Below are 24,074 nucleotides of genomic sequence, written 5' to 3'. Positions count from 1 at the left end.
CGCGCCGCAACGGCGCGGTGCCACTCGGGTAGACTCCCGCGCTTGCAATCGCCTGGGGAGGCGCGCGATGGTTGCTATGCGTTTGATTCGTGGGCTTGGGGAGCTCGCGGCGACAGGTGCGGTCGGCTCTGTTGCATTGATTGTCCTGCTCGCCGCTAGTGCCGGCGGGTCGGCTCATCTGTCTCCGTCCGCTAGCGAAGGCCTCGCTTCTGCCCCTCTCACGCAGAAGTCGACGAACGCCCAGCGAACGCCTTCGGCGGCGCAAGCGGACAGCATCGGTGGCTGGACGTATCTCGGCCCGGACGACATCGGCGTCCCGACATCCGCCATTTCGACCAGCCGAGTGGATTCCGGTTTCGTCTTGACGGCGACAGACTTGGGTGCGGTGTTCAAGTCCGTGGATGGCGGCGACAACTGGACGTTTGTCGTCCAACTGCCGTTTGCCTCGCCCCGCTTTGAACAGGACGCAAATGACCCGGCTACTTGGTATGCCTGGTCCGGAAGCGACTATCTGGCGCTCCAGGACGTCATGCAAACGCACGACAACGGCGCGCACTGGACCCGGTTGGGCGTGGCCAACGACTCGCTAGTTCGAGGCTACGTGCTAACTGGGCGCGCTACGCAGATTAGATCGGTTGCCCAGACTCCGGGACTGCTTTTCGCGACGCTGCCAAGTGCTTCTGGAAGCGGGCTGATACGCAGCGCCGACGGAGGTGCCCACTGGACGGAAGTCGGCAATTACCTGACACCGGGCAGCTCGTGCGGAGACGTTATCGCTGTCGCTGCGCGCGGGCGTGTCATCGCTTCCTGTGGCGGCACGGTCGTCTCCGCACCGCTCAATGGCTCCACAGTGACAGTCCTGAACAACGTCCATGCAGATGATTTCGCGAAGCTCAAGATCGCAGTCGCTCCGTCGAATCCGGATGTGATCTATGCCGCCTCGACGTACTGGAACGACGGCGGCGGCGGCTCGCGCATCAATCGGATATATCGTTCCATCGACGGGGGCAACGCGTGGGAGATTCGCTTCGATCGACCAGCCACGACGAATCCCTTCAACATTGCGCTGCCCGCGGACTTCGATAAGGGCTGCGATGGCATCCATAGCGACGGCTACCAAGTTTTCCAATTGGCGGTGGATCCGCTTAATCAGGAAACCCTGTGGGTAGGCGGCCGAGAAATCTATCGGTCCGACGATGGTGGGCGCACCATGGGGCGCGCGTCGCTGCTGGATGGAATCGGCGAGAGTGCGATCTCGTTCTCGCCCACTTATTCAGTCGATTCCACTCTGTATGCGGCAGGCCCCTCGGGTCTGATGCGGACGCTGAATGCTCGACAGGCCGTCCAGACCTACCCTTCCTCGACCTGCAAGGGGACGAATAATCCCGCACCGGCTGTTGCGTGGACAACGTTGCACCATGGGCTGTCCACCGGCCGTGTCCTGGACGGTGAGGCCGATGGCAATGGCGCACTTTTTGCGGCTGTGCTGGAGCGCGGCACTTACATGGGATCTGAAGGCAGCCCGTCGTGGGCCCTTCTCGATGCCAGCGTAGGCCGAGTTGTCCTTCCCTCCCTTGGTGGCGTGGACAGGTTGTTGCTCGCGTCAGATCCCTACGCTTATCGTCTGGACCGATCCGGCGGCAGCTGGACGAAAACGTTTGCGACGATGGGCTATTCCAACACGCTGGGATACGTCTATTCAGCGCATGACAACGAGGTTGGTCGCGGCGCGTCCTTCCCACATCCCGCGCAAAATCCTTCACGACCTTCCCAGCTCGCGGTCGTCAGCCAATATGGGGTAAATCGTTCGGACGATGCCGGGGTTACCTGGCGTCGCACCAGCACGGTGACGAACGCGACCCGCGTGATCTTCCGGGCGGACGGTCGTCTCCTCATGGTGCGCTCGGGCGGGACGTTGCTGATGGAGACCGCACCGGACAGCGACAGCTGGACGGAACGCGATTTGACGGGGTGCTTGATCACCAGCGGAACTTGCAACGGGGACAGGCCGGCGATCGATGACCTCGTGGCTAGCCCGGTAGCTGGCAGCACGGATGTCTACGCTGTTACCTCCAAGTCCGATGTGTCGTCAGACACACCGGGGATCTACCGATCAGCGGATGGCGTCACTTGGACACCCCTAGCAGGGGTCGAGCGCGATCTGCCGCACGGGCGTAGCAGCATGCGACTCGCGGTCGATCCGGATAATTCCGCTTGGCTCTACGCGGGTACAGGGCGGGGCGTCTTCGCCAGCCAAGATGGTGGCGCGACGTGGGTACCGTACGCCACGCCTTTTGGTCCAATACCCGTGAGTCAGTTGGTTGTCCGCAAGAGTGCAACTGGGCAGCGGCTGCTATACGTGTTCACCGTGGGACGCGGTGCTTGGTCGCAATGGCTCCCGTACTCGACGCTGTTTGCGGACGTGCCCGCGAACCATTGGGCGTACGATTACATCGGTCGCCTGTTTGCCGCCGGCATCACTTCGGGCTGCGGCACATCGCCGCTCATCTACTGTCCTGATCAGACGGTCACGCGCGATCAGATGGCGGTATTTCTCATCCGGGCCGTGCACGGCCAAAGCTATACACCCCCGGCTGCTGCAGGCGTTTTCGCAGATGTTCCGTCCACCAACTGGGCCGCGAGTTGGATCGAGCAACTCGCGCGGGACGGCGTTACGACCGGCTGCTCCGTCCAACCCGCGCTCTATTGCCCTGCTGCGACGTTGACTCGAGACCAGTTGGCAGTGTTTCTGCTGCGCGCAAAGCACGGCGCGGGCTATCAGCCTCCCGCGGCTTCTGGCGTATTTCAGGACGTTTCCGCCGACTTCTGGGCAGCTCCCTGGATCGAGCAGTTGGCGCGCGAAGGCGTGACTTCGGGCTGCTCCGCACAGCCGAAACTCTTCTGTCCTTCCGGAGCGGTAACACGCGATCAGATGGCTGTTTTTCTTGTCAGGAACTTCAATCTCTAGCGGCTCGCGCGCCGCGAAGAAAACAAGCCCGTTCTCCGAGGCTGCGGACCAGTGCGCCCCGGTGGTCGGTCGACAGCGAAGTCGGTCGGATATCGCGTTACCAGTCTAGCGGGATGCGTCCCCCGATCACGTTGAAGCGCGTGCAGGGTCGATAGAGCAGAGCCGTCGAGCCCGTGCGCTGGGCGCTCTGGTGGCGCCATCTCCTTGCATTTGGGATGATGCGCGTCCACTTGGGGAGGTGGTATGGCGCTTTTGGAGAAGGGCACGCGCGTTCGACGCGTGGTAGGGACGGCTGTCGTGGCCTTCGGCGGCGTGGCGTTTGCGTCTGCCATCGCTGTGTATGGCCTCACGATATTCGGCTCATCGGCCAATGGATGGGGACAGCCGACAGAAGCTACGGGGGCGCGTACACACACGGCGGCAACGGCCAGCCTCTCATCTTCCCAGCTGCAGCCGGAGTCGGGCTGGACGTACCTGGGCCCCAACGGCGTTGGTGGCCCGACGTCGAGTATGGTTGTCGACCCGTTTCGCCCATCGCGGCTGTATGCCCTCAGCACCATGGGCGGCGTGTTTCGCACAGACGACGCGGGGGGCCGCTGGACGTTCGTGAGCCAGCTCGCCATGCAGCTGGGCCGTCTGGAGATTTCCGCGACCGATGCGGACACGCTATACGCCTACTCGAACGCGGATCGCGACGAAACGTATCCCACGTCGGGCATCTTCAAGTCGACCGACGCCGGCGCAACGTGGTCCCAGGTGATTCCGGGCCCGGCCAGCCCGAAGGATGCCGCAGCGCTTCAGCGAGTCGACCGTGTGCGCACCGTTGCGGGACGAAGCGGTCTGCTGCTCGCCGCATCGCGCGATGCCGGCATACTTCGCAGCGTCGATGGCGGTTCCACATGGTCGGCGGTTCTCAAAGGCAACGGCCAGCCCGCCAATGACTGCAGCGCGCTGGAACTCGCACCGGACCGAAATCGCTTCTACGCCGTCTGTGCCACGCAGGTGCTGTGGTCTCCGATCGACAGCCCGCTGCTGGCGCCGTTGACGTCGTCCGGCCTTGCGGATACCAGCGATCGTCTGAAGCTCGCCGTGGCGCCGACCGATGGAAATGTCCTTTACGTTGCGGCGACCAAGACTCCCCAAGGCCATAGTCGACTGATCGATCGAATCTACCGTTCGACGGACGGCGGTGTGCAGTGGCAAACGGTTTTCCAGCGTGCCTTGGCGGGGGAAAACACGCCGCCTGTCAACTCGAATAACCCGTTCAATATCGCGCTTCCCGGCATTTTCGGTCGTGACTGCGCCAACCCGTCCCCGTACAACTATTTCGAGGAATATCAACTCGCGGTCGATCCCCGCAACGCAAACGTTGTTTGGATTGCAGGAGGCCAGATCTACCGCTCCGACGACGGTGCCGCCACGTTCGGCTTGGCTGGCACTGCCGTCGAGTCGAACGCCGCCATTGCGTTTGCAACAGGCTACGCGAGCGGCGCGAATAATCGCGTGTTCACTGCGGGTGCAGACGGAGTGAAACGCACGGACAATGCGCGCGATGCGCTGCAGGCCTATCCAGCGAGCACCTGCGACCAGCCTGGCGCTGGCCCATCGGTCACTTGGGCAGACATGGTCGACGGTTACTCCGCCGGCGAGATAATCGACGGGTCCACACGGGACTATCAAAGCTACGCAGCTGTCTCTTACAACCCGAGCACCTATTACGGAGAGACGATCGTAGGGAATGACGGTTCGGCGAACTCGTGGTCGCACGTCAACGTCGGTGAAGGCTCGGTGCTCTTCGGTCGAGAGTCCGCACCGACGGTTTACATGGGCGGCGGCAACTACGTGCAGCAATCGCAGCTGATTGACCTTCCACCACCGGTCTGGGCGTCAGGAGACTACTGGTTCCCGGGGAGCATAGCGGCCGGCGGGTTCGTGTTTCCCAGCCTTGAAAACTCAAACGTCGTCTACACCCGCAACAGCTATCCTGTCGCTCAACATCCTGCGACTACCTCGAAGCTGGCCATTCCCACCGCCGGTGGAGCGATGGTCTCAACGGATGGCGGCGAGACGTGGGAAGGCGTCGGACTTTCTGTGTCGCTGGCGGCGGTTGCGTTCAGGAGCGATGGCAGTCTCTTGGGCGTCACCAGTGACGGCCGCATCATGAGCGAAGCAGTTCCGGGACAGGGTGCTTGGGAGCAGCGCGATTTGAATGGCTGCGTGATCGGCTCAGGTAGCTCCTGCGCGCCGGAGCGCGCACGGATGCAGAATCTGGTGCGCGATCCCGTACCGGGCAGTAACGGGCTCTACGGCGCGGGGAACGATCGCGCTGCTGCCAAGGTCTATTACTCCGCTGATGGGCGCGTATGGCAGGCCCTTGATCACCCCGGGCAGGCTGGAAGTCTGCCGAACTACGTGGGCATGACCAGCATCGCCGTCGACCCCAACAATTCGGCTGTCCTGTACGCGGGTACTCCAGCGGGTCTCTACGTCACGACTGATCGGGGCAACACATGGACACTCGCTAATTCTCCGTTTGGCGGTGTTCCGGTGAGCAAGGTCACCTTGGAGCGCAACGGTGATGGCGGCGCACGACTGTTCGCCTTCACCTATGGTCGTGGCATATGGATGCGCGAGCTTCCCCAATCGACCGATTTCGCGGATGTCCCGACCTATCACTGGGCCTACAACTTCATTGGCCGCCTTTACCGGGCCGGCGTGACCTCGGGCTGCGGCGCGTCGCCGAGGAGGTACTGCCCCGACTCTCCGGTGTCGCGCGACCAGATGGCCGTGTTCCTCGAGCGGGCGACGCGTGGCACTTCGTTCGTGCCTTCCGCGGCAATTGGGACCTTTCAGGACGTTCCGACCACCCATTGGGCTGCGCCATGGATTGAGCAATTGGCACGCGACGGGATTACAACTGGTTGTTCCGCCGCGCCGCGTCTCTATTGCCCCGACTCGGCGGTCACGCGCGACCAGATGGCGGTCTTCATCCTGCGCGCAGTGCACGGTCCTTCTTATCAGCCTCCTGCCGCCATCGGAGTGTTCGAAGATGTGCCCGTGGAGTATTGGGCTGCTCCATGGATTGAACAGTTGGCGAGGGAGGGTGTGACCTCAGGATGTTCCGCCGCGCCAAAACTGTACTGCCCGGGCTCAGTGGTCACCCGTGATCAAATGGCGGTTTTCCTCGTGCGCGGCTTCAACCTCTGACGCGTCGCTGATCCAGTCGTGTCTCTCCCAACACGCCTGGATCACGTTACCGGCCGCCGCTCATCGTCACCAGGGTCCAGCCCACGACGTCGCGATCGAGCTTGATCATCGCGCGATCGAACGCGTCGACCACCTGCGGTACCGCGGTGCTGGACACCGGTTCGGCGACGCTGAACGTGCGGGACGCGATGACATCCGTGGCATCGGGGCGCAACAGCTTGGCGCTGACTTCAATCGTCGCGTTCGGCGTCGCGCCACCCGCGTAATCCGCCTCGAAACGGCGCACGTCGATCAGCAGCCGGTAATCCCCGTTGACGCCGCTGCCCGCGCGCGCGACCGCGCGCAGCTTCCCGGATTCCTCGAACGTGCGCAGCAGCGAATTGGTGAGCATGTCCGACGGGCGCTGCGCCCATACGCTGCCCTTGTAGACCTGCAGTTCCTGCGGCGTGGGGCGCACGGCGATGCGCAGGCTGTCGTACGGGCGAGCGATCTGCACCGGTGCGATAGTCAGTTGCGCGTCGACGCGCGGCCATGCGGCGTCCGGCGTTACCTGCGCCATGGGTGCGAACTGCTGCGGCGGCTCCTTGCTGCCGCCCAGAAGCGAGCACGCCGGTAGCGCGAACACGGCCGCGATCATTGCGACGCGGGCGAAGGACGTCTTGGTCGGCATGCGCGCACTCATTTGGGTTCGAATTCCTTCGGGCGATCGCGGCCGAGCAGATAGCTGGTCGGGCCGTTGTCGAGGCGGTCGCTGACCTGGCGCAGGTCGCGCACCAGCGCACGCAGTTCGGTCAGCGTCGGGCCGACCTGGCCGAGGCCGTCGTTGGCGAAGCTGTGGATCGCCGCGCGGTTCTCGTTGACGATGCCGTTCGCGCCGTTCGCCGCCGACTGCAGCTTGTCGAGCGTGCCGTCGAGCTTGTTCACCAGCCCCGGCAGCTTCTGCGCGAGATCGCGATCGACGCCGTTCACCACGCCGTGCGCCTGCACCAGCGTCGCGTTGAGTTCGGCGCTCGATGCGCGTGCGTTGGCGATGACCGCGCGCAGGTCCTCGCGCTCGGACGCCAGCGAGGCGGTGAGCGCGTCGATGTTGTTGAGCGTGTTCGACACGTGCTGGACGTTCTTCTCGCTCAGCACCTGGTCCAGCCGGGCGACGAGGCGGTTCGCGGTGTCGGCGATGTTCTGCAGCGCCGATGATTCGGTGACGATCACCGGCGTGTCGCGATGATCGACGCTGACCAGCAGCGGCGCGCGCGGGCTGCCGCCGGTGAGCTGGATGAACGGCGGGCCGGTGATGCCGCTCTGCGACATCTTGGCGCGCGTATCGGTCTTGATCGGCGTGTCGGACTGGATCTTCAGCGTGGCGAGCACGCGGCGCGGGTCTTCCGGCGCAAGCCGCAGGCTTTCCACCGTGCCGACGGAAATGCCGTTGTATTGCACCGAGCTGCCTTCGGACAGGCCGGTCACCGGTTCGTTGAAGACGACCGAATATTCCTGCCAGTCCTTCTCCGACGAGTACTTCGCGGCCCACAGCGCGAACAGCAGCAGCACCGCCGTCACGATGATGGTGAAGGCACCGATGAGGACGTAGTTGGCCTTGGTTTCCATGGGCGCGGTCCTGTCGTGCGGTCAGTCGTTGTGGGTGCGTTCGCGGCCGGCCTGCGCGGCGCGCGCGCGGGGGCCGTGGAAATACTCGCGCACCCAGGGATGGTCGAGCTGTTCGATCTCTTCGATGGGCGCCGCCGCGATCAGCTTGTGGTCGGCGAGCACCGCTACCCGGTCGCAGATAGCGTAAAGCGTGTCCAGATCGTGTGTGATCAGGAACACCGTGAGCCCAAGAGCCTGTTGCAGCGTGCGGATCAGGTGATCGAACGCGGCGGCGCCGATCGGGTCGAGGCCGGCGGTGGGCTCGTCCAGGAACAGCAGCGGCGGGTCCAGCGCGAGTGCACGCGACAGGCCGGCGCGCTTGCGCATGCCGCCGGACAGTTGTGAGGGCAGCTTGTCGATCGCGTCGGCCGGAAGGCCGGCGAGCTTCACCTTCAGCAGCGCGATCTCGTGGCGCAGCGAGTCGGGCAGGTCGCGGTGGTATTCCTTCAGCGGCACCTCGACGTTCTCGCCGACGGTGAGCGACGAGAACAGCGCACCGTCCTGGAACAGTACGCCGGTATTGCGTTCGATCTGGCGGCGCGCGCTCGGGTCGCTGCTGCGCGCATCGACGCCGAGCACTTCGATCTCGCCTTCGTCCGGCGTGCGCAGGGCGAGGATGGAGCGCATCAGCACCGACTTGCCGGTACCCGAGCCGCCGACCACGCCAAGGATCTCGCCCGGCATGACGTCGAGATCCAGCCCGTCGTGCACGACCTGTTCGCCGAAACGATTGACCAGGCCGCGCACGCGGATGATCGGCGAGGGCGCGTCGTGCGCATCGGGCGCGTCGTCCGTGGTCGCCATCAGACGTCCATCACCATGAACCACAGCGCGGCGACCGCGTCGAGGATGATCACCAGCGAGATCGCCTGCACGACGGCCGACGTCGTGCGTTCGCCGACCGACTGCGCCGTGCCTTCCACCTGCAGGCCTTCGAGGCAGCCGACCAGCGCGATGATCATCGCGAACACCGGCGCCTTGGACAGGCCCACCCACAGATGCCGTACTTCGATCGTGTCCTGCATGCGCGCCAGGTACTGCTGCGGAGGAATGTCGAGCGCGTACGCCCCGACGGTGAGGCCGCCGAGCAGGCCCGCGATCATCGCGACGAACGTCAGCAGCGGAAGCATCGCGAGCAGGGCGAGCACGCGCGGGATCACCAGCAGATCGATCGGGTCCATGCCCAGCGTGCGGATCGCGTCGACTTCCTCGCGGCTCTTCATCGCGCCGATCTGTGCGGTGAATGCACTGGCGGTGCGGCCGGCGAGGATGATCGACGTCAGCAGTACCGCGAACTCGCGCAGGAACGACACGTTCACCAGTTCGACGACGTAGATCTCCGCGCCGAAGTCACGCAGCACGTTCGCGCCGAGGAACGCCACCACCGCGCCGACGAGGAACGACAGCAACGCCACCAGCGGCGTCGCATCGAGGCCGACCTGCTCCATGTGGTGCACGAGCGCGATGGGCCGGAACCGCGACGGCTCCTTCACCGTGCGCACCATCTTGACCAGCACCTCGCCCAGGAACGCGACCAGCGCGACCGCTTCCTTCGCGTTGTCGAGCACGGCGAAGCCGAGTCGCCCGAGCGCGGCGACCAGGCCGTATTCCTTCTTGCGCTTCGGACGGTCGTCGGCGACGTCCTCGATCGCCGCGACCAGCGCGCGGTGCTGGTCGCGGAAGTCGAATGACTCGAACTCGACGCCGCAACGTCGCGACCAGCGCAGCAGTTGCAGCACTCCCAGCGAATCCAGACGGGTGATCCCGCGCGCGTCGACCTGCTGCACCGGGCACGGCGCGGCGGCGAGCACGTCGCCGATCAGCTCGGCGTGTTCAAGCGTCCACTGTCCGCCCAGACGCACGGCGCCGTCATCGGCGTTGGTGTCGAGGGTGGGTGGGGCGGAGGTCGGGTCTGTCATGCGCGTGACGGAGCATACCGGCTCGGCTGTGCGCGGAAGGCATGCGATCCTTCACCCATGACCGCGCCCCTCAGCGAAGCCGCCTACGTCGCGCGAATCGACTTCATGGTCGAGCTGGCGTCGCGCCTGCACCGCTACGGCACCACGGCCGAACGCCTCGAGGGCGCGCTGATCGCCGTGGCGTCGCGGCTGGGGCTGGGCTGCGAGCCGTGGTCGAACCCCACGGGCCTGATCCTGACCTTCAGCGACCCCGGGCGCGCGACCGGCCTGCGCGACATCACCCGCGTGCTGCGCCTGTCGCCCGGCGACGTCGACCTGCATCGACTGTCCGAGACCGATCGCATCGCCGAGGACGTGCTCGCGGGCCGGCTCGACCTGGCCGACGCCGGCGTGCAACTCCGCGCGCTCGATGCGCCGGCGACGCCGTTCATGCGGTACGCGGAAGTCGTCGCGTTCGGGCTCGCGGCCGCGGCGGTCGCGGGCCTGTTGCGTTTGCCGTGGCTGGACATCGGCGTCGCGGGTTTGACCGGCCTGCTGATCGGCGTGCTCGACGTGCTCGCCGAAACGCATCCGCGCGTGCGCGCCGGCTTCGAGGCGCTGTCGGGAATGCTGGCGGGCACGATCGCGGTGCTGGTGGGCAGTTTCATCGCGCCGCTCAACCAGAACACCGTGATCATCGTGTCGCTGATCGTGCTGTTGCCGGGCCTCACGCTCACCAACGCGGTCAACGAACTCACCGGCCAGCAGCTGGTGTCGGGTACCGCGCGTTTCGCGGGTGCGCTGACGACGGTGCTCAAGCTCGCGATTGGCGTGCTTGTCGCGATCTACGCGCTCGAGGTGATCGGGCTGGATCCGGTTGCGCATGCGTCGCGGCCGCAGCCGGCGTGGATGGAATGGGTCGCGCTGGCGGTGGCGTCGTTCGCGTTCGCCGTGCTGTTCCGGGCGAGTACGCGCGATTACCTGCGCGTGATGGGCGCCGCGGCGGCGGGTTACCTGATCTCGCGTTTCGTGGGTTCGACGGTGGGCAGCCCCGCTGGCGTGTTCATCGCCGCGCTGTCGATCACCGCGATGGGCAACGCCTACGCGCGCTGGTGGCATCGCCCCGGCGCGATCATCCGCGTGCCGGGCATCATCACCCTGGTGCCAGGCAGTACGAGCATGCGTGGGCTGTTGAGCCTGATCCAGAGCCAGGACGTCGGCGCGGGGCAGAGTGCGATGCTGGCGGTGATGAACGCGCTCGCGGCGCTCGTCGCCGGCCTGCTGTTCGGCAACCTGTTGCTGCCGCCGCGACGCAACCTCTGACTCAGGCGCGATGCGCGCGCCAGATGCCGTAACCCCACGTCGCGACCAACGCGATCGCGGCGATCCAGATCGCGCCGATCACCATCGCCATGCCGCGGCTTGTCGGGCGTTCCGCCATCGCCGCGGCACGCGCGTGCGCATCGGCCTTTATCCCGGCGGGCAGCCAACGCATCACCAGCGCGATGCCGAGCGGGACGATCAGCAGGTCGTCGAGATAACCGAGCACCGGGATGAAGTCCGGTATCAGGTCGATCGGGCTCAACGCATACGCGGCGACGCCCAGTGCGAGCAACCGGACGCCCCACGGTGTGCGTGGGTCGCGCGCGGCGAAGTACACGACCAGCGTGTCCCGTTTGAGCGCGCGGGCCCAGCCGCGCAGGCGCGATGTCATCGACATGGCCGCAAGCCTCGCCGCGGACGGGTGAGCATTCGATGAGCCGGAAACGACGACGCCGGCACGGGGCCGGCGTCGTTGCGAATCAAGGGCGATCAGCGGATCAGGAACTCGTCGAGCGCGCGGCCCTTGTCGGTATGCGCCTGCAGCCAGCGCGGCTGCTTGCCGCGACCGCTCCAGGTTTCGCTCGCATTGTCCGGGTTGCGGTACTTCGGTGCGACCTTGATGCCCGCCATCTTCGACGGCTTGCGCGTGCCCTTCGCACCTGGGGCCGCGGGGTCGGCCGACGAGGCGGTACCGCGCGCGCCGAACAGCTCGGCGATCGAATAGCCCTCGGCGCGTGCGATCTGTTCGAGGCGGCTGCGCACGGTCGCGATGGGCTTGCGCTTGCTCAGCACGGTGCGCCGCTTCTTGGCCTGGTTGATCAGGGCCTCGAGTTCCTTCGCGGACATGCTGTTCAGATCGACTGCCATGGTGCTGCCTCCAATAACCGGAAATAAAATGGGCCGCCCGATCGCGGACGGCCCATCGTAACCATCGTTATTAATCGCGTAAACGCGCGCAGATAATCAGGCGCCGGCCACGCGTGCGATCGCGGCGTCGCGATCGAGCTGCTCGGCCTCGCTGGCGCGGCGATGGCGGTATTCGTACGTGCCCGCCTGCAGGCCGCGTTCGGATACCACGATCCGGTGCGGGATACCGATCAGCTCGATATCCGCGAACATCTGGCCCGCACGCAGGCCGCGATCATCGAGCGCGACGTCCACGCCGGCCTTCTGCAGGTCGCGATACAGCGCGAGCGCAGCGTCGTCCACCGCCTCGACGTTCTTCGGATTGATCACGCAGACCACCGCCTGCCACGGTGCGATCGCGTCTGGCCAGATGATCCCGTTGCCGTCGTGGTTCTGTTCGATCGCGGCGGCGACGATGCGCGACACGCCGATGCCGTAGCAGCCCATCGCCGGCGTGGTCGCCTTGCCGGTCTCGTCCAGCACCGTGCACTTCATCGCCTCGGCGTACTTGCGGCCGAGCTGGAACACATGGCCGACCTCGATGCCGCGGGCGATGCCGAGCGTGCCAGCGCCGTCCGGCGATGCATCGCCTTCGACCACGTTGCGGATGTCGGCGACCAGCGCGGGTTCGGGCAGGTCGCGGCCCCAGTTCACGCCGGCGATGTGGAAGCCGTCGGCATTCGCACCGACGACGAAGTCCGCCATCGCGGCCACCTCGCGGTCGGCGACGACGAAGATGTCCTTGGCCGGCGAGATCGGGCCAAGAAAGCCCGGCGATGCATTTAGGTGCGCGCGGATCTCGTCCTCGGTCGCGAGGCGGTATTCGCTCATGCCCGGCAGCTTGGCGAGCTTGATCTCGTTGACCGCGTGGTCGCCACGCACCAGTGCGAGCATGAAGCGCGGATTGTTTTCCGCGTCGACGCCCATCGCGGCGATCGACTTCACCGTGCGCGGGAGCGGAATGCCCATCAGCGCGGCGACGTCCTCGCAGGTCTTCTGCGTCGGCGTGTCGACGCGACGCATCGCTTCGGTCGCAGCGGGACGCGGGCCCGGCGCCGCGGCTTCGGCGCGCTCGACGTTCGCCGCGTAGTCCGAGCCGGTGGAGAACGCGAGCGCGTCCTCGCCCGAATCGGCCAGCACGTGGAACTCGTGTGACACCGCGCCGCCGATCGCGCCGGTGTCGGCGACCACCGCGCGGAACTTCAGGCCCAGCCGCGTGAAGATGCGGCCGTAGGTGTCGTACATGTTCCGGTATTCGCGCGTCAGGTCCTCGTCGTTCGCGTGGAACGAATAGGCGTCCTTCATCAGGAACTCGCGCGCGCGCATCACGCCGAAGCGCGGGCGGATCTCGTCGCGGAACTTGGTCTGGATCTGGAAGAAGTTGACCGGCAGCTGCTTGTACGACGACAGCTCCTGGCGCGCGAAGTCGGTGATGACTTCCTCGTGCGTCGGGCCGTAGCAGTACCAGGCGTCCTTGCGGTCCTTGATCTTGAGCAGCTGGCCGCCGAACTTCTCCCAGCGGCCGGTTTCTTCCCACAGCTCGCGCGGCTGCACCGACGGCATCAGCATCTCGATCGCGCCCGCATTCGTCATCTCGTCGCGGACGATGCGCTCGACCTTGCGCAGCACGCGCAGCCCCAGCGGGCTCCACGTGTACAGGCCGACGGCCAGCTTGCGGATCATGCCCGCGCGCAGCATCAACTGCTGGCTGACGACATCCGCGTCGGCGGGCGTTTCCTTCGTGGTGTGGAGATGAAACTGCGACAGGCGCATCGGCGGTTTTTCGGGCGCGGAAAGACCGGCATTCTGCCACGCGATGCGTGGCAGCCGCCCCGAAACGTCGATCGCGTGGCGCGTCGCGAAGCGCGACGCGCGCGGATCAGGTCTGCTTGGTCGTCACCGCATTGGCGGCCGGCCCGGCGCAGTACAGCTCGACCTGGCCTTCGGCCACCTTCAGGCGCGCGGCGCGCTCGGCGGCGGTGAGCTCGCGGTCGGCCTTGCCGTCCTTGTTCTCGTCGACGCCGACCTTGCCGGTGCCCTGAAGCAGCGTGAGGTTGCCGCGCGCGTTGCTGCAGTCGGCGTTGGCGACGGCCTTCGGCGCGGCCGGGGTCACCGGATGGTCGCCGTAATTGCGCGGCGCCATCTTCTGGCCGGCGGGCGGCGCGTCGGCGTAGTGGGTCACGCCCTTGGCGTCTTTCCACGTATAGACCTGACCGGCCACGGCGGGCAGGGCGGCAAGCAGGGCAAGCGGCAGGGTGAGGCGGGCAAGGGTCGAGAGCCGGCGCATGTCGGCAGTTCCAGAAAGACGGGGGATCCCGACCCGATTGCAGCACCGCCGGGGCGGCGGGGCAAGCGATACACTGAACAAATGGAATCCATGCCACCGCCCGCGACGGCCCGACCGCGCGCCCGCGGCATCTACCTGCTGCCGAACCTCTTCACCACCGGCGGTATGTTCGCCGGCTTCTTCGCCATCATTTCGGCCGCGCAGGGCCGCTTCCCGGACGCCTGCGTGGCGATCTTCGTGGCGGCGATCCTGGACGGGCTCGATGGCCGCGTCGCCCGGCTGACCAATACCCAGAGCGAGTTCGGCGTGCAGTACGACTCGCTGGCCGACCTGATCAGCTTCGGCCTGGCGCCGTCGCTGGTGATGTACCACTGGGCGCTCTCGTCGATGCGGATGGACGGCGCGACCCCCGGCAAGCTGGGCTGGATCGTGGCCTTCCTCTACGCGGCCTGTGCCGCGCTGCGCCTGGCGCGGTTCAACGCGCAGGTCGGGCAGGTCGACAAGCGCTGGTTCATCGGCCTGGCGAGCCCGGCGGCCGCGGGGCTGGTGTCCAGCTTCGTCTGGACCTGCGACAAGTTCGAATTCGCGGGGCGCGACCTGCGCTACGTTGCGCTCGGCGTGACCGTCGTGGCGGCGCTGCTGATGGTCAGCCGCATGCGCTACTCCAGCTTCAAGGGCGGCGGTCCGCGCAATGACCGCGTGCCCTTCCTCGCCATCGTGATCGTCGTGGCGGTGCTGGTCGCGGTGGCGATCGACCCGCCGACGGTGCTGCTCGGTGTATTCGCCCTCTACGCGCTGTCGGGCCCCGCGTACTGGGTGTGGCGACGCACGCGGCGGCCGGCGGAGGTGGCGGTGTGAGCCTGCCGTGGAGCGCGCAGCAGATCGAATGGCTGCAGGCGATGGGCCTTGAGGTGCTGCAGCGCCCGGTCAACGCCGGCGCGTCAGTGTCGCCGTCAACGGTGTCCGCGCCCGGCAGCGTGCCGGCTGCGTTCGCACGTGCCGCGCGCGGGGCCGATATCGCATCGTTGCTGGCATCGACCGGCACGCCGCGGGACGTGACGACGCGCCGCGCGTTCTGGCGCGCACTGCGCCCGCTGCGAAAGGCCGCGCGTAACGCATGAGCGCGCAGCCGTCCGCGAGCAGTCGTCCCGCATCGCTGCGGCCGATGCGCGATCAGGACGTCGACGCCGTGTTCGACGTCGAGCGCCGCGCCTACGAATTCCCGTGGACCGCCGGCATCTTCCGCGACTGCCTGCGCGCGGATTACCTCGCATGGGTGCTCGACGTCGGCGGCTCGATCGCCGGCTATTTCCTGATGAGCCTCGCGGCCGGCGAAGCGCACGTGCTGAACATCTGCGTCGCACCGGAATTCCAGGGGCAGGGCCATGGACGCCGCTTGTTGCGTTCGCTCGTGCAACTTGGCCGCTCGCGCGGCGCACAGCGCATCTTCCTCGAGGTGCGGCCGTCGAACCGTGGCGCGATCGCGCTGTACGACGAGGAAGGCTTCAACGAGATCGGCCGCCGTCCGCGCTACTACCCGGCGCGCGATGGGCGCGAGGACGCGATCGTGATGGCGATGGAGTTGCTGCCGCCGGAGACGTAGGATCGCGACGGGCCAGCCAGGATACGGACATGCGCGTTGCAACCTTCGCTTCCATCGCCGTGTTGGCGCTGGCCGCATTACCGATCGCCGCACGCGAGCCCGGGTCGTCCGTCCCGGTGCTGTCGTCGATGCCCCTGTGTCCGCTGCAACGTGTGAGCAGCGTGGAGGGGCGCGATGGCCGCGAGCCGGTCGCGAACGCGCGCGAAATCGCCATGGGCACCGCGAGCTACGAACGCGCGCTGCGCGAGATGTCCGAGGCCGGCGCCGCGAAGGGCGCGAATGCCGTGGTGCTGACCGCACACAACGCGAGCTTCTACACGCGCGGCAACGTGCCGTCGCCGCGGCCGGTCTACATCGTGCTCAACGGCGTCGCGGTGCGGCTCGCCGATCCCGGGCATTGCACGGTGCGCGTGCAGGACCCGGAGGAGTTGCAGAAGCGCGCGGTCCGCGGTCGCGGCGCGCCGGTTCCGATGGAAGGCACCGCGACGAACTGATCGCGGACGCGATCAGCCCAGCTTCGCGTGCTGCGCCGCCAGCGCCTCGCGCTGCGACGTCCAGTCGACCAGTCGCTTGCGCTCCTGCTCGACGACCGCGGGCGGTGCATTGCTGACGAAGGTGTCGCTGGCCAGCTTGCCCTTCGCCTTGGCGATCTCGCCGTCCACGCGCTTGATCTCCTTGTCCAGGCGCGCACGTTCGGCGCCGAGGTCGACCAAGCCTTCGAGCGGGACCAGCAACTTCAATTCGCCGACGACACCGGCCGCCGAGGCCGGCGCAGCGTCCGCATCGGCGATGCGCTCGATCGACTCGAGCTTGCAGAGAAAGCGCAATTGCGAGGCGAAGCGCGTCGCGCGCGCTGCATCGTCGGCGTCGCCGCCCGCGAGTAGCAGCGGTACCTGCTTCGACGGCGCCACGTTGAGCTCGCTGCGGATGCGGCGGACGTTCGAGATCACCGACTTCAACCATTCGACCGCGGTTTCCGCCTGTGCATCGCCTGCGGGCAGTTCGGCGGCGCGCGGATAAGGCCGCAGCATGATCGTCGTTTCCGCGATGCCGAGCTTCGGCGCCACGGCCTGCCACAGCTCTTCCGTCACGAACGGAATCAGCGGGTGCAGTAGCGACAGGAGGCGCTCGAGCACGAACAGCAACGTGTGGCGCGTGCTGTTGGCGTCGTCGTCGTCGCCGTTGAGCGCGGGCTTGGCGAGTTCGACGAACCAGTCGCAGAACTGGTTCCACGCGAATTCGTACAGCGCCTGCGCGAGCAGGTCGAAGCGGTAGTCGGCGAAGTGCTGTTCGGCTTCGGCGGCGACGCGCGCGAGCTGCGCGAGGATCCAGCGCTCGGCATCCGTCTTCGGCTGTGGCACGCCCGAAGCGGTGAAGCCTTCGGTGTTCATCAGCACGAAGCGCGTCGCGTTCCACAGCTTGTTGCAGAAATTCTTGTAGCCCTCGGCGCGGCCGAGGTCGAACTTGATGTCGCGGCCGTGCGTCGCGAGCGCGGAGATGGTGAAGCGCAGCGCGTCGGCACCGAACGCCGGAATGCCGTCCGGGAATTCCTTGCGCGTGGCCTTCTCGATCTTCTCCGCCATCTTCGGCTGCATCAGGCCGCTCGTGCGCTTGGCCACGAGATCGTCGAGCGAGATGCCGTCGATGAGGTCGAGCGGGTCGAGGATGTTGCCCTTGGACTTGGACATCTTCTGGCCGTGCGAATCGCGCACGAGGCCGGTGATGTAGACGTCCTTGAACGGCACGTCGCCGGTGAAGTGGTCGGTCATCATGATCATCCGGGCGACCCAGAAGAAGATGATGTCGAAGCCGGTGACGAGCACGCTCGACGGCACGTAGCGGCCGAAGCCGCGCTCGCGCATCAGGTCGTCGTTCGGCCAGCCCTGCGTGCTGAACGGCCACATCGCCGACGAGAACCACGTCTCCAGCACGTCGGTGTCCTGCGTGAGCGGCATCGACGCGTCGATGCCGTGCTTCGCGCGCACTTCGGCTTCGTCGCGGCCGACGTAGACGCGACCGTGCGCGTCGTACCACGCCGGGATGCGATGGCCCCACCACAGCTGGCGGCTGATGCACCAGTCCTGGATGTTCTCCATCCAGTGGCGGTAGGTGTTGATCCAGTTCGACGGGACGAACTTCACCGCGCCGGTTTCCGCGAGCTCAAGACCGCGCGCGCCGAGCGTTTCCATCTTCACGAACCACTGGTCCGTGAGATAGGGCTCGATCACCTGACCCGTGCGATCTCCACGCGGCACCTGCAGCTTGTGCGGCTTCGTTTCGACCAGGAGACCCTGCGCTTCGAGGTCGGCAAGCACGGCCTTGCGTGCGTCGAAGCGATCGAGCCCGCGGTACGCAGCCGCAATGCCCATCTCGTCAGCGAGCACGCCGTCGAGGATCTTCGCGTCAGGCGTAAAGATGTTGAGCATCGGCAGCGAATGGCGCTGGCCGACCGCGTAGTCGTTGAAATCGTGCGCAGGCGTCACCTTGACCACGCCGGTACCGAACGCGCGGTCGACGTAGTCGTCGGTAATCACCGGAATGCGGCGCCCGGTCAGCGGAAGCTCGACGAACTTGCCGTGCAGCGCGGTGTAGCGCTCATCCTCCGGATGCACCATCGCCGCCGTGTCGCCGAGCATGGTTTCCGGGCGCGTGGTCGCGACGACGAGGTAGTCGCGCATCTCGCGCAGCACCTCGTTGCCGTCCTCGTCGCGCTCGACGTATTCGTAGGTGGCGCCATCGGCCAGCGGATAGCGGATCGACCACAACGAGCCGTCCTCTTCCTCGTTGACCACCTCGAGGTCGGAGATCGCGGTCTTCAGCACCGGATCCCAGTTGACCAGGCGCTGGCCGCGATAGATCAGGCCCTGCTCGTGCAGGCGCACGAAGGCTTCGCGCACCGCGTCGGCGGCCATGGGGTCCATGGTGAAGACGCTGCGCGTCCAGTCACCCGACGTGCCCAGGCGGCGCATCTGTCGTTCGATGGTGTCGCCCGACTTCTGCTTCCACTCCCAAACCTTGGCGATGAAACCTTCGCGGCCGAGGGAATCGCGCGTTTCGCCGTTGCCTTCGAGCGCGAGGTTGCGCGACACCACCATCTCGGTCGCGATGCCCGCGTGGTCGGTGCCCATCTGCCACAGCACGTCGAAGCCGCGCATGCGGTGGTAGCGGATCAGCGCGTCCTGCAGCGTGTGCTGGAACGCGTGGCCCATGTGCAGCGTACCGGTGACGTTCGGCGGTGGCAGCAGGATCGAATACGGCTCGCCGGTACCGCGCGGCTTGAACACGCCGCTGGCCTCCCACTGCTGGTAGAGGCGCGTTTCGAACTGCGTGGGGTCGTAACCGGGGGCGAGGGACATGGCGGCGAACGGTCGGCGCTCCGCGGAGGCGGAACTGTGCAGAAGGGGACGTGCGACGCGTTGCGCCGCGCGGACTGCGCAGGATACCGGACGGGCTTGCGCGGGCGCGGCGTCAGTCGGTCAGGTAGCCCTGCGCGTAGGGCGGGCCGCAGCGTTGGACGGCGTCGGGATCCGCACTGTCCGGGGAGCCGCTGCCCAGACCGCCGCCGCCGAACTCGATGTAGCTGCCGATGCGATACCGCCGGTCGCTACCGATCCGGGTGAGGAAATAGCCCGCCTCGTCGTGGCCGAGCCGCGTGTTCCGCATCCAGATGACCGTGTGGAGCTTCCGGCCATTCTTGACGCGTACGCAGCCGTGATCGACCACCAGGACGCCGAATGACGCCGCCGTCAGCGCAACCACGCCCACGCCGGGTGGTGGCGGGGCTTCCAGCGGCAGGTATGGCGCGACCGACGCGGCATGCGTGGCGCATCCGTTCAACAGCAACGCAACCGCGAAGGCGGCAGCGAGACGTGACTCCATGTCGTGTCTCCGGTGATCGGTGATTCGTAGGGGGCCGGAGGCCCGCCGTCACATGTCGTGCTTCTTCAACTCCAGCCCGCGCGACTGGTACTGCTTCCAGCGTTCGCGCAGCGGGCCGCGGGCGGATTCGTCGGCGGGGACGACTTCGAGCACGCGATCGAACGCGCCGTCGACCGCGGCATCGCGAAGGTTGATGACCAGCGGGCGCAGCGCGGCGTCGGTGTCGGGCGAGGCGATCAGCACCTCGGCTTCGTCGTCGTCCTCTTCCGCGCCCGCGATCTGGTGCGGGATGTAGACCTCGTCGCCCATGTCCCAGAGCAGGTCGTCCAGCGCTTCGGCCTGGTCCTGCGAACGCGCTAGCACCAGCGTGGGCAGGCCTGCGTCGTACGCCTTGCGGGCGAGTTCGCAGACCAGGCGCAGCGGCTCCGAGCGGAACCGCGGCGTGGTGATCAGGTAGAAATCGGCGCGGGCCATCCGGCGGGGGCTTCCGCGATCAGGCCTGCGCGGCCCGATCCATCAGCCACTGCGACAGCAGGCCGACCGGGCGGCCCGTCGCCAGGCCGCGCTTGCCCTCGTCGTTGGCGACGCCGGCGATGTCCAGGTGCGCCCAGCGCTGGCCCTCGGTGAAGCGCGCGAGGAAGCAGCCCGCGGTGATCGCGCCGGCCCAGCGGCCGCCGATGTTGTAGACGTCGGCGAAGGTCGATTCGAGCTGCGTCTGGTACTCGTCCCACAGGGGCAGGCGCCAGGCGCGGTCGAACACGTTCTCGCCCGCGTCGACCAGCTCGGCGGAGAGGTCGTCGTCCTTGGTCATCAGGCCGGTGGCGTACTTGCCGAGCGCGATCACGCAGGCGCCGGTGAGCGTGGCGACGTCCACCAGCGCGGCCGGCTCGAAGCGCTGCGCGTAGGTGAGCGCGTCGCAGAGGATCAGGCGGCCCTCGGCGTCGGTGTTGCCGACTTCGATGGTCTTGCCCGACATCGACGTCAGCACGTCGGACGGGCGATACGCGTTGGCGTCCGGCATGTTCTCGACCGCGGGCACCACGACGGTGAGGTTGATCGGCAGCTTCAGCCCGACTGCGGACACGAACGTGCCCATGACCGTCGCCGCGCCGCACATGTCGAACTTCATCTCCTCGACGCCGCCCTGCACCTTGAGGTTGATGCCGCCGGTGTCGAAGGTGATGCCCTTGCCGACCAGCACGTAAGGCTTCGCATCGCCCGCGCCGGTGTACTTGAGGACGATGAGCTTGGGCGGGTTCGCCGAACCGCGCGCGACGGCGAGCAGCGAGCCCATGCCGAGCTCTTCCATCTGCTCGCGGTCGAGCACGTCGCACGAGCACTCGGCGAAGCGCGACGCGAACTCCTGCGCCTGCTGCGCGAGGTAGGCCGGGTTGCAGATGTTCGGCGGCAGGTTGCCGAGCTCACGGGCGAACTGCACGCCGGCTGCGATGGCGCGACCCTGCGCGAGCGCCTGCGCGTCGTCGGTGGCGACGGTGAGGCGGGTCAGGCCCGACTCGATCTTGGCGCGCGACTTCTCGCCCAGCGTCGCGGTGTAGCGGTAGACGACGTGGTCGGTGCAGGCGACGGCCTGGCGTACGGCCCAGGCGGTGTCTCGCCCCTTCACCGGGACCTGCGGCAGCGTGGTGACGGCGTGGGAGATCGGTCCGACCTTGAGCGCGCGGGCGGCGTCGCCGATCGCCTTGATGTACTGCGGGACGCCGAACTTGGCGGCGTCGCCTAGGCCGACGACCAGCACGCGCGGCGCCTTCACGTCGGTGAGGTCATGCAGCAGCGCGGTCTTGCCCGCCTTGCCGCTGACGTCCCCGCGTTCGATCAGCGCCGACAGGCGTCCGCCGCAGGCGCGGTCGATCGCCGCTCCGGCCTCGGTCAGGGACTTGTCGGCGAACACGCCGACGACGATGCAGTCCGCGATGACGGAAGCAGGCGCGTCGGAGGTGAGATCGAATTCGAGGGCCATCCAGGGTTCCCGGGGGTGTGAAAAGGGATTTACGTACAATCGCCGACCCTTGTGGGCCGAAGACGCCGGCGACTGCCGGGCCACGAACCCGACCGCGCCATCTGGCGACGCGTCGGGCCGTTGAACGAACGACGAGTCTAAAACAGCCCCCGCGAATGCTGAAATTCGATCGCTACCTGCTCTCCGAATTCGTCCAGGCCGTGCTGGCGACCACCCTCGTGCTGCTGATGGTGGCGTTCGGTGCGGTCTTCGCCGACGTGCTGCGCGACATCGCCGAGGGCCGCTTCCCCGCCGACATGCTGCTGCCGCAGCTGGGCCTGCTGTTCCTCAACTGGCTGCCGATCATCCTCCCGCTGGCGCTGATGCTGGGCCTGATGCTCGCGCTGGGGCGCCTTTATCGCGATTCCGAGATGCCGGTGCTGGCGTCGGTCGGCATCGGCCCGAAGCGCATGCTGCGGCCGCTGTTCGGGCTGGTCGCGCCGATCGCGCTGATCATCGCCGTGTGCTCGCTGTGGCTGGCGCCGTGGGCCGAGCGCACCTCCAAGGAAATGGTCAACGCGGCCACGCGCAACCTCCTGGTCGCCGGGCTCGAACCCGGCCGCTTCACGCCGATCGGCAACGGCGGCGTGGTGTTCGTGAGCCGCATGTCGACCGACGGCACCCGGTTCGAACGCGTCTTCATCTATCGCCACAAGAACGACCGCCTCGACGTGACGACCGCCAAGACCGGCCATCTCGAGGTGGACAACGACGGCCACCGCATCCTGGTGCTCGACAACGGTTTCGAGGTCGAAGGCCCGCGCCAGGGGCCGAACCAGGACTACCGGTTGATGAGCTACCGCGCGAACGAGGCCGAGATGCCGGCATCGAAGGGCCGCTACGACGCCAACGACCCGCGCATGCTGTCGACGCCGCGGCTGCTCGTCGACGCGCGCCCCGCGGCGAAGGCGGAACTGCATTCGCGCATCGCGCCACCGTTGCTGGCGATCGCGTTCGCGCTGCTTGCCGTGCCGCTCGCGCGCAGCTCGCCGCGTGAGGGCCGGTTCGGCCGCATCGCCGTCGGCTTCCTCATCTACCTCGTCGCCACGATGCTCTCGCTGGCCAGCGTCAACTGGATCACCAAGGGCAAGATTCCGGTCGCGCTCGGCCAGTGGTGGCTGGTGCTGCCTCTGCTCGCCTTGGGGACATGGATGTACCTGACGGATGGACGCGTGCGTGCGCCGCGCCGTAGCGGAGTCGCGCGATGAAGCCGTTCCCGAAGATCCACGACCTCTACGTCGCCCGCGCGGTGCTTGGCACGGTGCTGCTGACGTGGATGGTGCTGCTCGGCCTCGACGTGATGCTGGCGCTGGTCAACGAGATCGGCGAGATCGGCAAGGGCGACTACGGCTTCGGCAAGGCCGTCGCGCATGTTGCGTACACCGCGCCGCGTCGTGCCTACACGTTGTTCCCGACTGCCGCGGTGATCGGCGCGCTCATGGCGCTGGGTCAGCTCGCGTCGTCGTCCGAACTCACCGCGCTGCGCGCACTCGGCCTATCGCGTCGACGCCTCGGCATCAGCGTCGCCGGCGCCGTGGCGTTCCTGACGTTGCTGATGGTGGTGGACGGCGAGACGCTCGGCCCGTGGGGCGACCGCATGTCGAACATCGTCAAGCAGACCGCGACGAATCGCGACACGGTGATCGCGCGCTACTCGGGCCTTTGGGCACGCGAGGGCGAAGTCATCCTCAACGCGCAGGGCGGGCAGGAACGCAGCGAGAACGGCAAGCAGTGGCTGGAGTTGCGCGACGTCCGCCTCTACGAATTCGAGACCGATGGACGACTGAAGTCGATCTCGCACGCCGCGGTCGCCGAGCACCGTCCGGGCAGCTGGCTGCTGCGCAACGTCGAACGCACGATGTTCGACGCGAAGTCCGTGCGCACCCAGACGATTCCGGAACAGCAATGGGTGTCGCGCCTCGATACCGCGGCACTGACCGCCGACCTCGACAGCCCGCGCTATCTCGCGTCCAACGAATTGCGCCAAGCGATGGAATATCGCGAACGCAACGGCCTGGACGCCAACGAGTTCGAGGAACACTACTGGGGCCGCTGGTTCTATCCATTCAACGCACTCGCGCTGTGCCTGGCCGCAGTGCCGTTCGCGTTCGGCACGCTGCGCAGCGGCGGCATGGGCCGTCGCCTGTTCCTCGGCATCGTGTTCTCGCTGGGCTTCTGGCTGGTGCAGGAAACGTTCGTGCGCGCCGCCCGTGCGTTCCAGATGGACTACCGCGTTGCCTACGTCGCCCCCACGATCCTGATGCTGGTGCTCTCGTCCGTCCTGTTCCGCCGACGATCGGGGTAGTCAGGACCGTTTGCGCGCTGCCGCGCGGTCTTTGCGA

The 24,074-nt window shown here is 67.0% G+C and carries 21 protein-coding genes; 9 read left to right on the top strand and 12 right to left on the bottom strand.

The window, feature by feature from the left end; genetic code table 11:
* The first annotated feature begins 67 nt into the window (after positions 1 to 67).
* Complete coding sequence (locus ACKTTN_RS01310) at positions 68 to 2,968, top strand: S-layer homology domain-containing protein (protein ID WP_407908068.1); 2,901 nt, start codon at positions 68 to 70, stop codon at positions 2,966 to 2,968.
* A 510-nt stretch (positions 2,969 to 3,478) separates the two neighbouring features.
* On the top strand, positions 3,479 to 6,175 hold the full coding sequence (locus ACKTTN_RS01305; RefSeq protein ID WP_407908067.1) for an S-layer homology domain-containing protein: 2,697 nt from the start codon (positions 3,479 to 3,481) through the stop codon (positions 6,173 to 6,175).
* A gap of 46 nt (positions 6,176 to 6,221) precedes the next feature.
* On the opposite strand, the gene ACKTTN_RS01300 is transcribed toward ACKTTN_RS01305, so the two are convergent.
* Genes ACKTTN_RS01300 through ACKTTN_RS01285 form a run of 4 tightly spaced genes read right to left on the bottom strand, consistent with a single transcriptional unit; the run spans position 6,222 to position 9,738 of the window.
* On the bottom strand, positions 6,222 to 6,845 hold the full coding sequence (locus tag ACKTTN_RS01300; protein ID WP_407908066.1) for an ABC-type transport auxiliary lipoprotein family protein: 624 nt from the start codon (positions 6,843 to 6,845) through the stop codon (positions 6,222 to 6,224).
* 8 nt (positions 6,846 to 6,853) lie between these two features.
* Positions 6,854 to 7,780 carry an MlaD family protein gene (locus tag ACKTTN_RS01295; protein ID WP_407908065.1) on the bottom strand — a complete coding sequence of 309 codons (927 nt, stop codon included), beginning with the start codon at positions 7,778 to 7,780 and terminating at the stop codon, positions 6,854 to 6,856.
* 21 nt (positions 7,781 to 7,801) lie between these two features.
* Entirely contained in the window at positions 7,802 to 8,623 is an 822-nt protein-coding gene (locus ACKTTN_RS01290; protein WP_407908064.1) for an ABC transporter ATP-binding protein, read from the bottom strand.
* The gene (locus ACKTTN_RS01285; RefSeq protein ID WP_407908063.1) at positions 8,623 to 9,738 is read right to left on the bottom strand and encodes an ABC transporter permease; all 1,116 of its coding nucleotides are present in this window, start codon (positions 9,736 to 9,738) and stop codon (positions 8,623 to 8,625) included. Before ACKTTN_RS01285 ends, ACKTTN_RS01290 begins: the two co-directional genes overlap by 1 nt.
* A 57-nt stretch (positions 9,739 to 9,795) precedes the next feature.
* Between ACKTTN_RS01285 and ACKTTN_RS01280 the strand changes: the two genes are divergently transcribed.
* A complete protein-coding gene (locus ACKTTN_RS01280) occupies positions 9,796 to 11,040 on the top strand; it encodes a threonine/serine exporter family protein (protein ID WP_407908062.1) in 1,245 nt (414 codons plus the stop codon).
* A 1-nt stretch (position 11,041) separates the two neighbouring features.
* Here the strand turns inward: ACKTTN_RS01280 and ACKTTN_RS01275 are convergent, their stop codons facing one another.
* The 4 genes from ACKTTN_RS01275 to ACKTTN_RS01260 form a co-directional block, all read right to left on the bottom strand.
* Positions 11,042 to 11,437, bottom strand: coding sequence for a YkvA family protein (locus tag ACKTTN_RS01275; protein WP_407908061.1), 396 nt, complete (start codon positions 11,435 to 11,437; stop codon positions 11,042 to 11,044).
* Between the two features lie 92 nt (positions 11,438 to 11,529).
* Positions 11,530 to 11,907 (bottom strand): H-NS histone family protein, encoded by a 378-nt coding sequence (locus tag ACKTTN_RS01270; RefSeq protein WP_407908060.1) that lies wholly within the window; start codon positions 11,905 to 11,907, stop codon positions 11,530 to 11,532.
* Between the two features lie 96 nt (positions 11,908 to 12,003).
* On the bottom strand, positions 12,004 to 13,719 hold the full coding sequence (locus ACKTTN_RS01265; RefSeq protein ID WP_407908059.1) for a proline--tRNA ligase: 1,716 nt from the start codon (positions 13,717 to 13,719) through the stop codon (positions 12,004 to 12,006).
* 106 nt (positions 13,720 to 13,825) lie between these two features.
* Positions 13,826 to 14,233, bottom strand: coding sequence for a DUF4124 domain-containing protein (locus tag ACKTTN_RS01260; RefSeq protein WP_407908058.1), 408 nt, complete (start codon positions 14,231 to 14,233; stop codon positions 13,826 to 13,828).
* A gap of 81 nt (positions 14,234 to 14,314) precedes the next feature.
* Here ACKTTN_RS01260 and pssA point away from each other — a divergent pair, with 81 nt between their 5' ends.
* The 4 genes from pssA to ACKTTN_RS01240 are packed head-to-tail and all read left to right on the top strand — an operon-like array spanning position 14,315 to position 16,330.
* Positions 14,315 to 15,091: a CDP-diacylglycerol--serine O-phosphatidyltransferase gene (gene pssA / locus ACKTTN_RS01255; RefSeq protein WP_407908057.1), complete on the top strand. Its 777-nt coding sequence runs from the start codon at positions 14,315 to 14,317 to the stop codon at positions 15,089 to 15,091.
* Positions 15,088 to 15,354, top strand: a complete 267-nt coding sequence (locus ACKTTN_RS01250) for a hypothetical protein (protein WP_407908056.1) — start codon at positions 15,088 to 15,090, stop codon at positions 15,352 to 15,354. Before pssA ends, ACKTTN_RS01250 begins: the two co-directional genes overlap by 4 nt.
* Complete coding sequence (gene rimI / locus ACKTTN_RS01245) at positions 15,351 to 15,836, top strand: ribosomal protein S18-alanine N-acetyltransferase (RefSeq protein ID WP_407908055.1); 486 nt, start codon at positions 15,351 to 15,353, stop codon at positions 15,834 to 15,836. The genes ACKTTN_RS01250 and rimI overlap by 4 nt, the downstream gene beginning before the upstream one ends.
* Before the next feature lie 29 nt (positions 15,837 to 15,865).
* Positions 15,866 to 16,330, top strand: coding sequence for a hypothetical protein (locus tag ACKTTN_RS01240; RefSeq protein ID WP_407908054.1), 465 nt, complete (start codon positions 15,866 to 15,868; stop codon positions 16,328 to 16,330).
* 12 nt (positions 16,331 to 16,342) lie between these two features.
* Here the strand turns inward: ACKTTN_RS01240 and ACKTTN_RS01235 are convergent, their stop codons facing one another.
* The 4 genes from ACKTTN_RS01235 to ACKTTN_RS01220 all read right to left on the bottom strand — a co-directional run bounded on the left by ACKTTN_RS01235 (position 16,343) and on the right by ACKTTN_RS01220 (position 21,693).
* On the bottom strand, positions 16,343 to 19,192 hold the full coding sequence (locus tag ACKTTN_RS01235) for a valine--tRNA ligase (RefSeq protein ID WP_407908053.1): 2,850 nt from the start codon (positions 19,190 to 19,192) through the stop codon (positions 16,343 to 16,345).
* Positions 19,193 to 19,304: 112 nt separating this feature from the next.
* Positions 19,305 to 19,715, bottom strand: coding sequence for a hypothetical protein (locus ACKTTN_RS01230; RefSeq protein WP_407908052.1), 411 nt, complete (start codon positions 19,713 to 19,715; stop codon positions 19,305 to 19,307).
* A gap of 48 nt (positions 19,716 to 19,763) precedes the next feature.
* Positions 19,764 to 20,189 (bottom strand): DNA polymerase III subunit chi, encoded by a 426-nt coding sequence (locus tag ACKTTN_RS01225; RefSeq protein ID WP_407908051.1) that lies wholly within the window; start codon positions 20,187 to 20,189, stop codon positions 19,764 to 19,766.
* Positions 20,190 to 20,208: 19 nt separating this feature from the next.
* Complete coding sequence (locus ACKTTN_RS01220) at positions 20,209 to 21,693, bottom strand: leucyl aminopeptidase (RefSeq protein ID WP_407908050.1); 1,485 nt, start codon at positions 21,691 to 21,693, stop codon at positions 20,209 to 20,211.
* A 155-nt stretch (positions 21,694 to 21,848) separates the two neighbouring features.
* On the opposite strand from ACKTTN_RS01220, the gene lptF reads away from it, so the two are divergent.
* Together lptF and lptG are read left to right on the top strand one after the other, a co-directional pair.
* Positions 21,849 to 22,940: an LPS export ABC transporter permease LptF gene (gene lptF / locus ACKTTN_RS01215; RefSeq protein ID WP_407908049.1), complete on the top strand. Its 1,092-nt coding sequence runs from the start codon at positions 21,849 to 21,851 to the stop codon at positions 22,938 to 22,940.
* Entirely contained in the window at positions 22,937 to 24,037 is a 1,101-nt protein-coding gene (gene lptG, locus ACKTTN_RS01210) for an LPS export ABC transporter permease LptG (protein ID WP_407908048.1), read from the top strand. Before lptF ends, lptG begins: the two co-directional genes overlap by 4 nt.
* Positions 24,038 to 24,074 lie beyond the last annotated feature (37 nt).

It is taken from the genome of Lysobacter claricitrinus (assembly GCF_045866565.1).
Taxonomy (GTDB): domain Bacteria; phylum Pseudomonadota; class Gammaproteobacteria; order Xanthomonadales; family Xanthomonadaceae; genus Cognatilysobacter; species Cognatilysobacter claricitrinus.
This window is presented reverse-complemented; position numbering and strand designations above follow the sequence as displayed.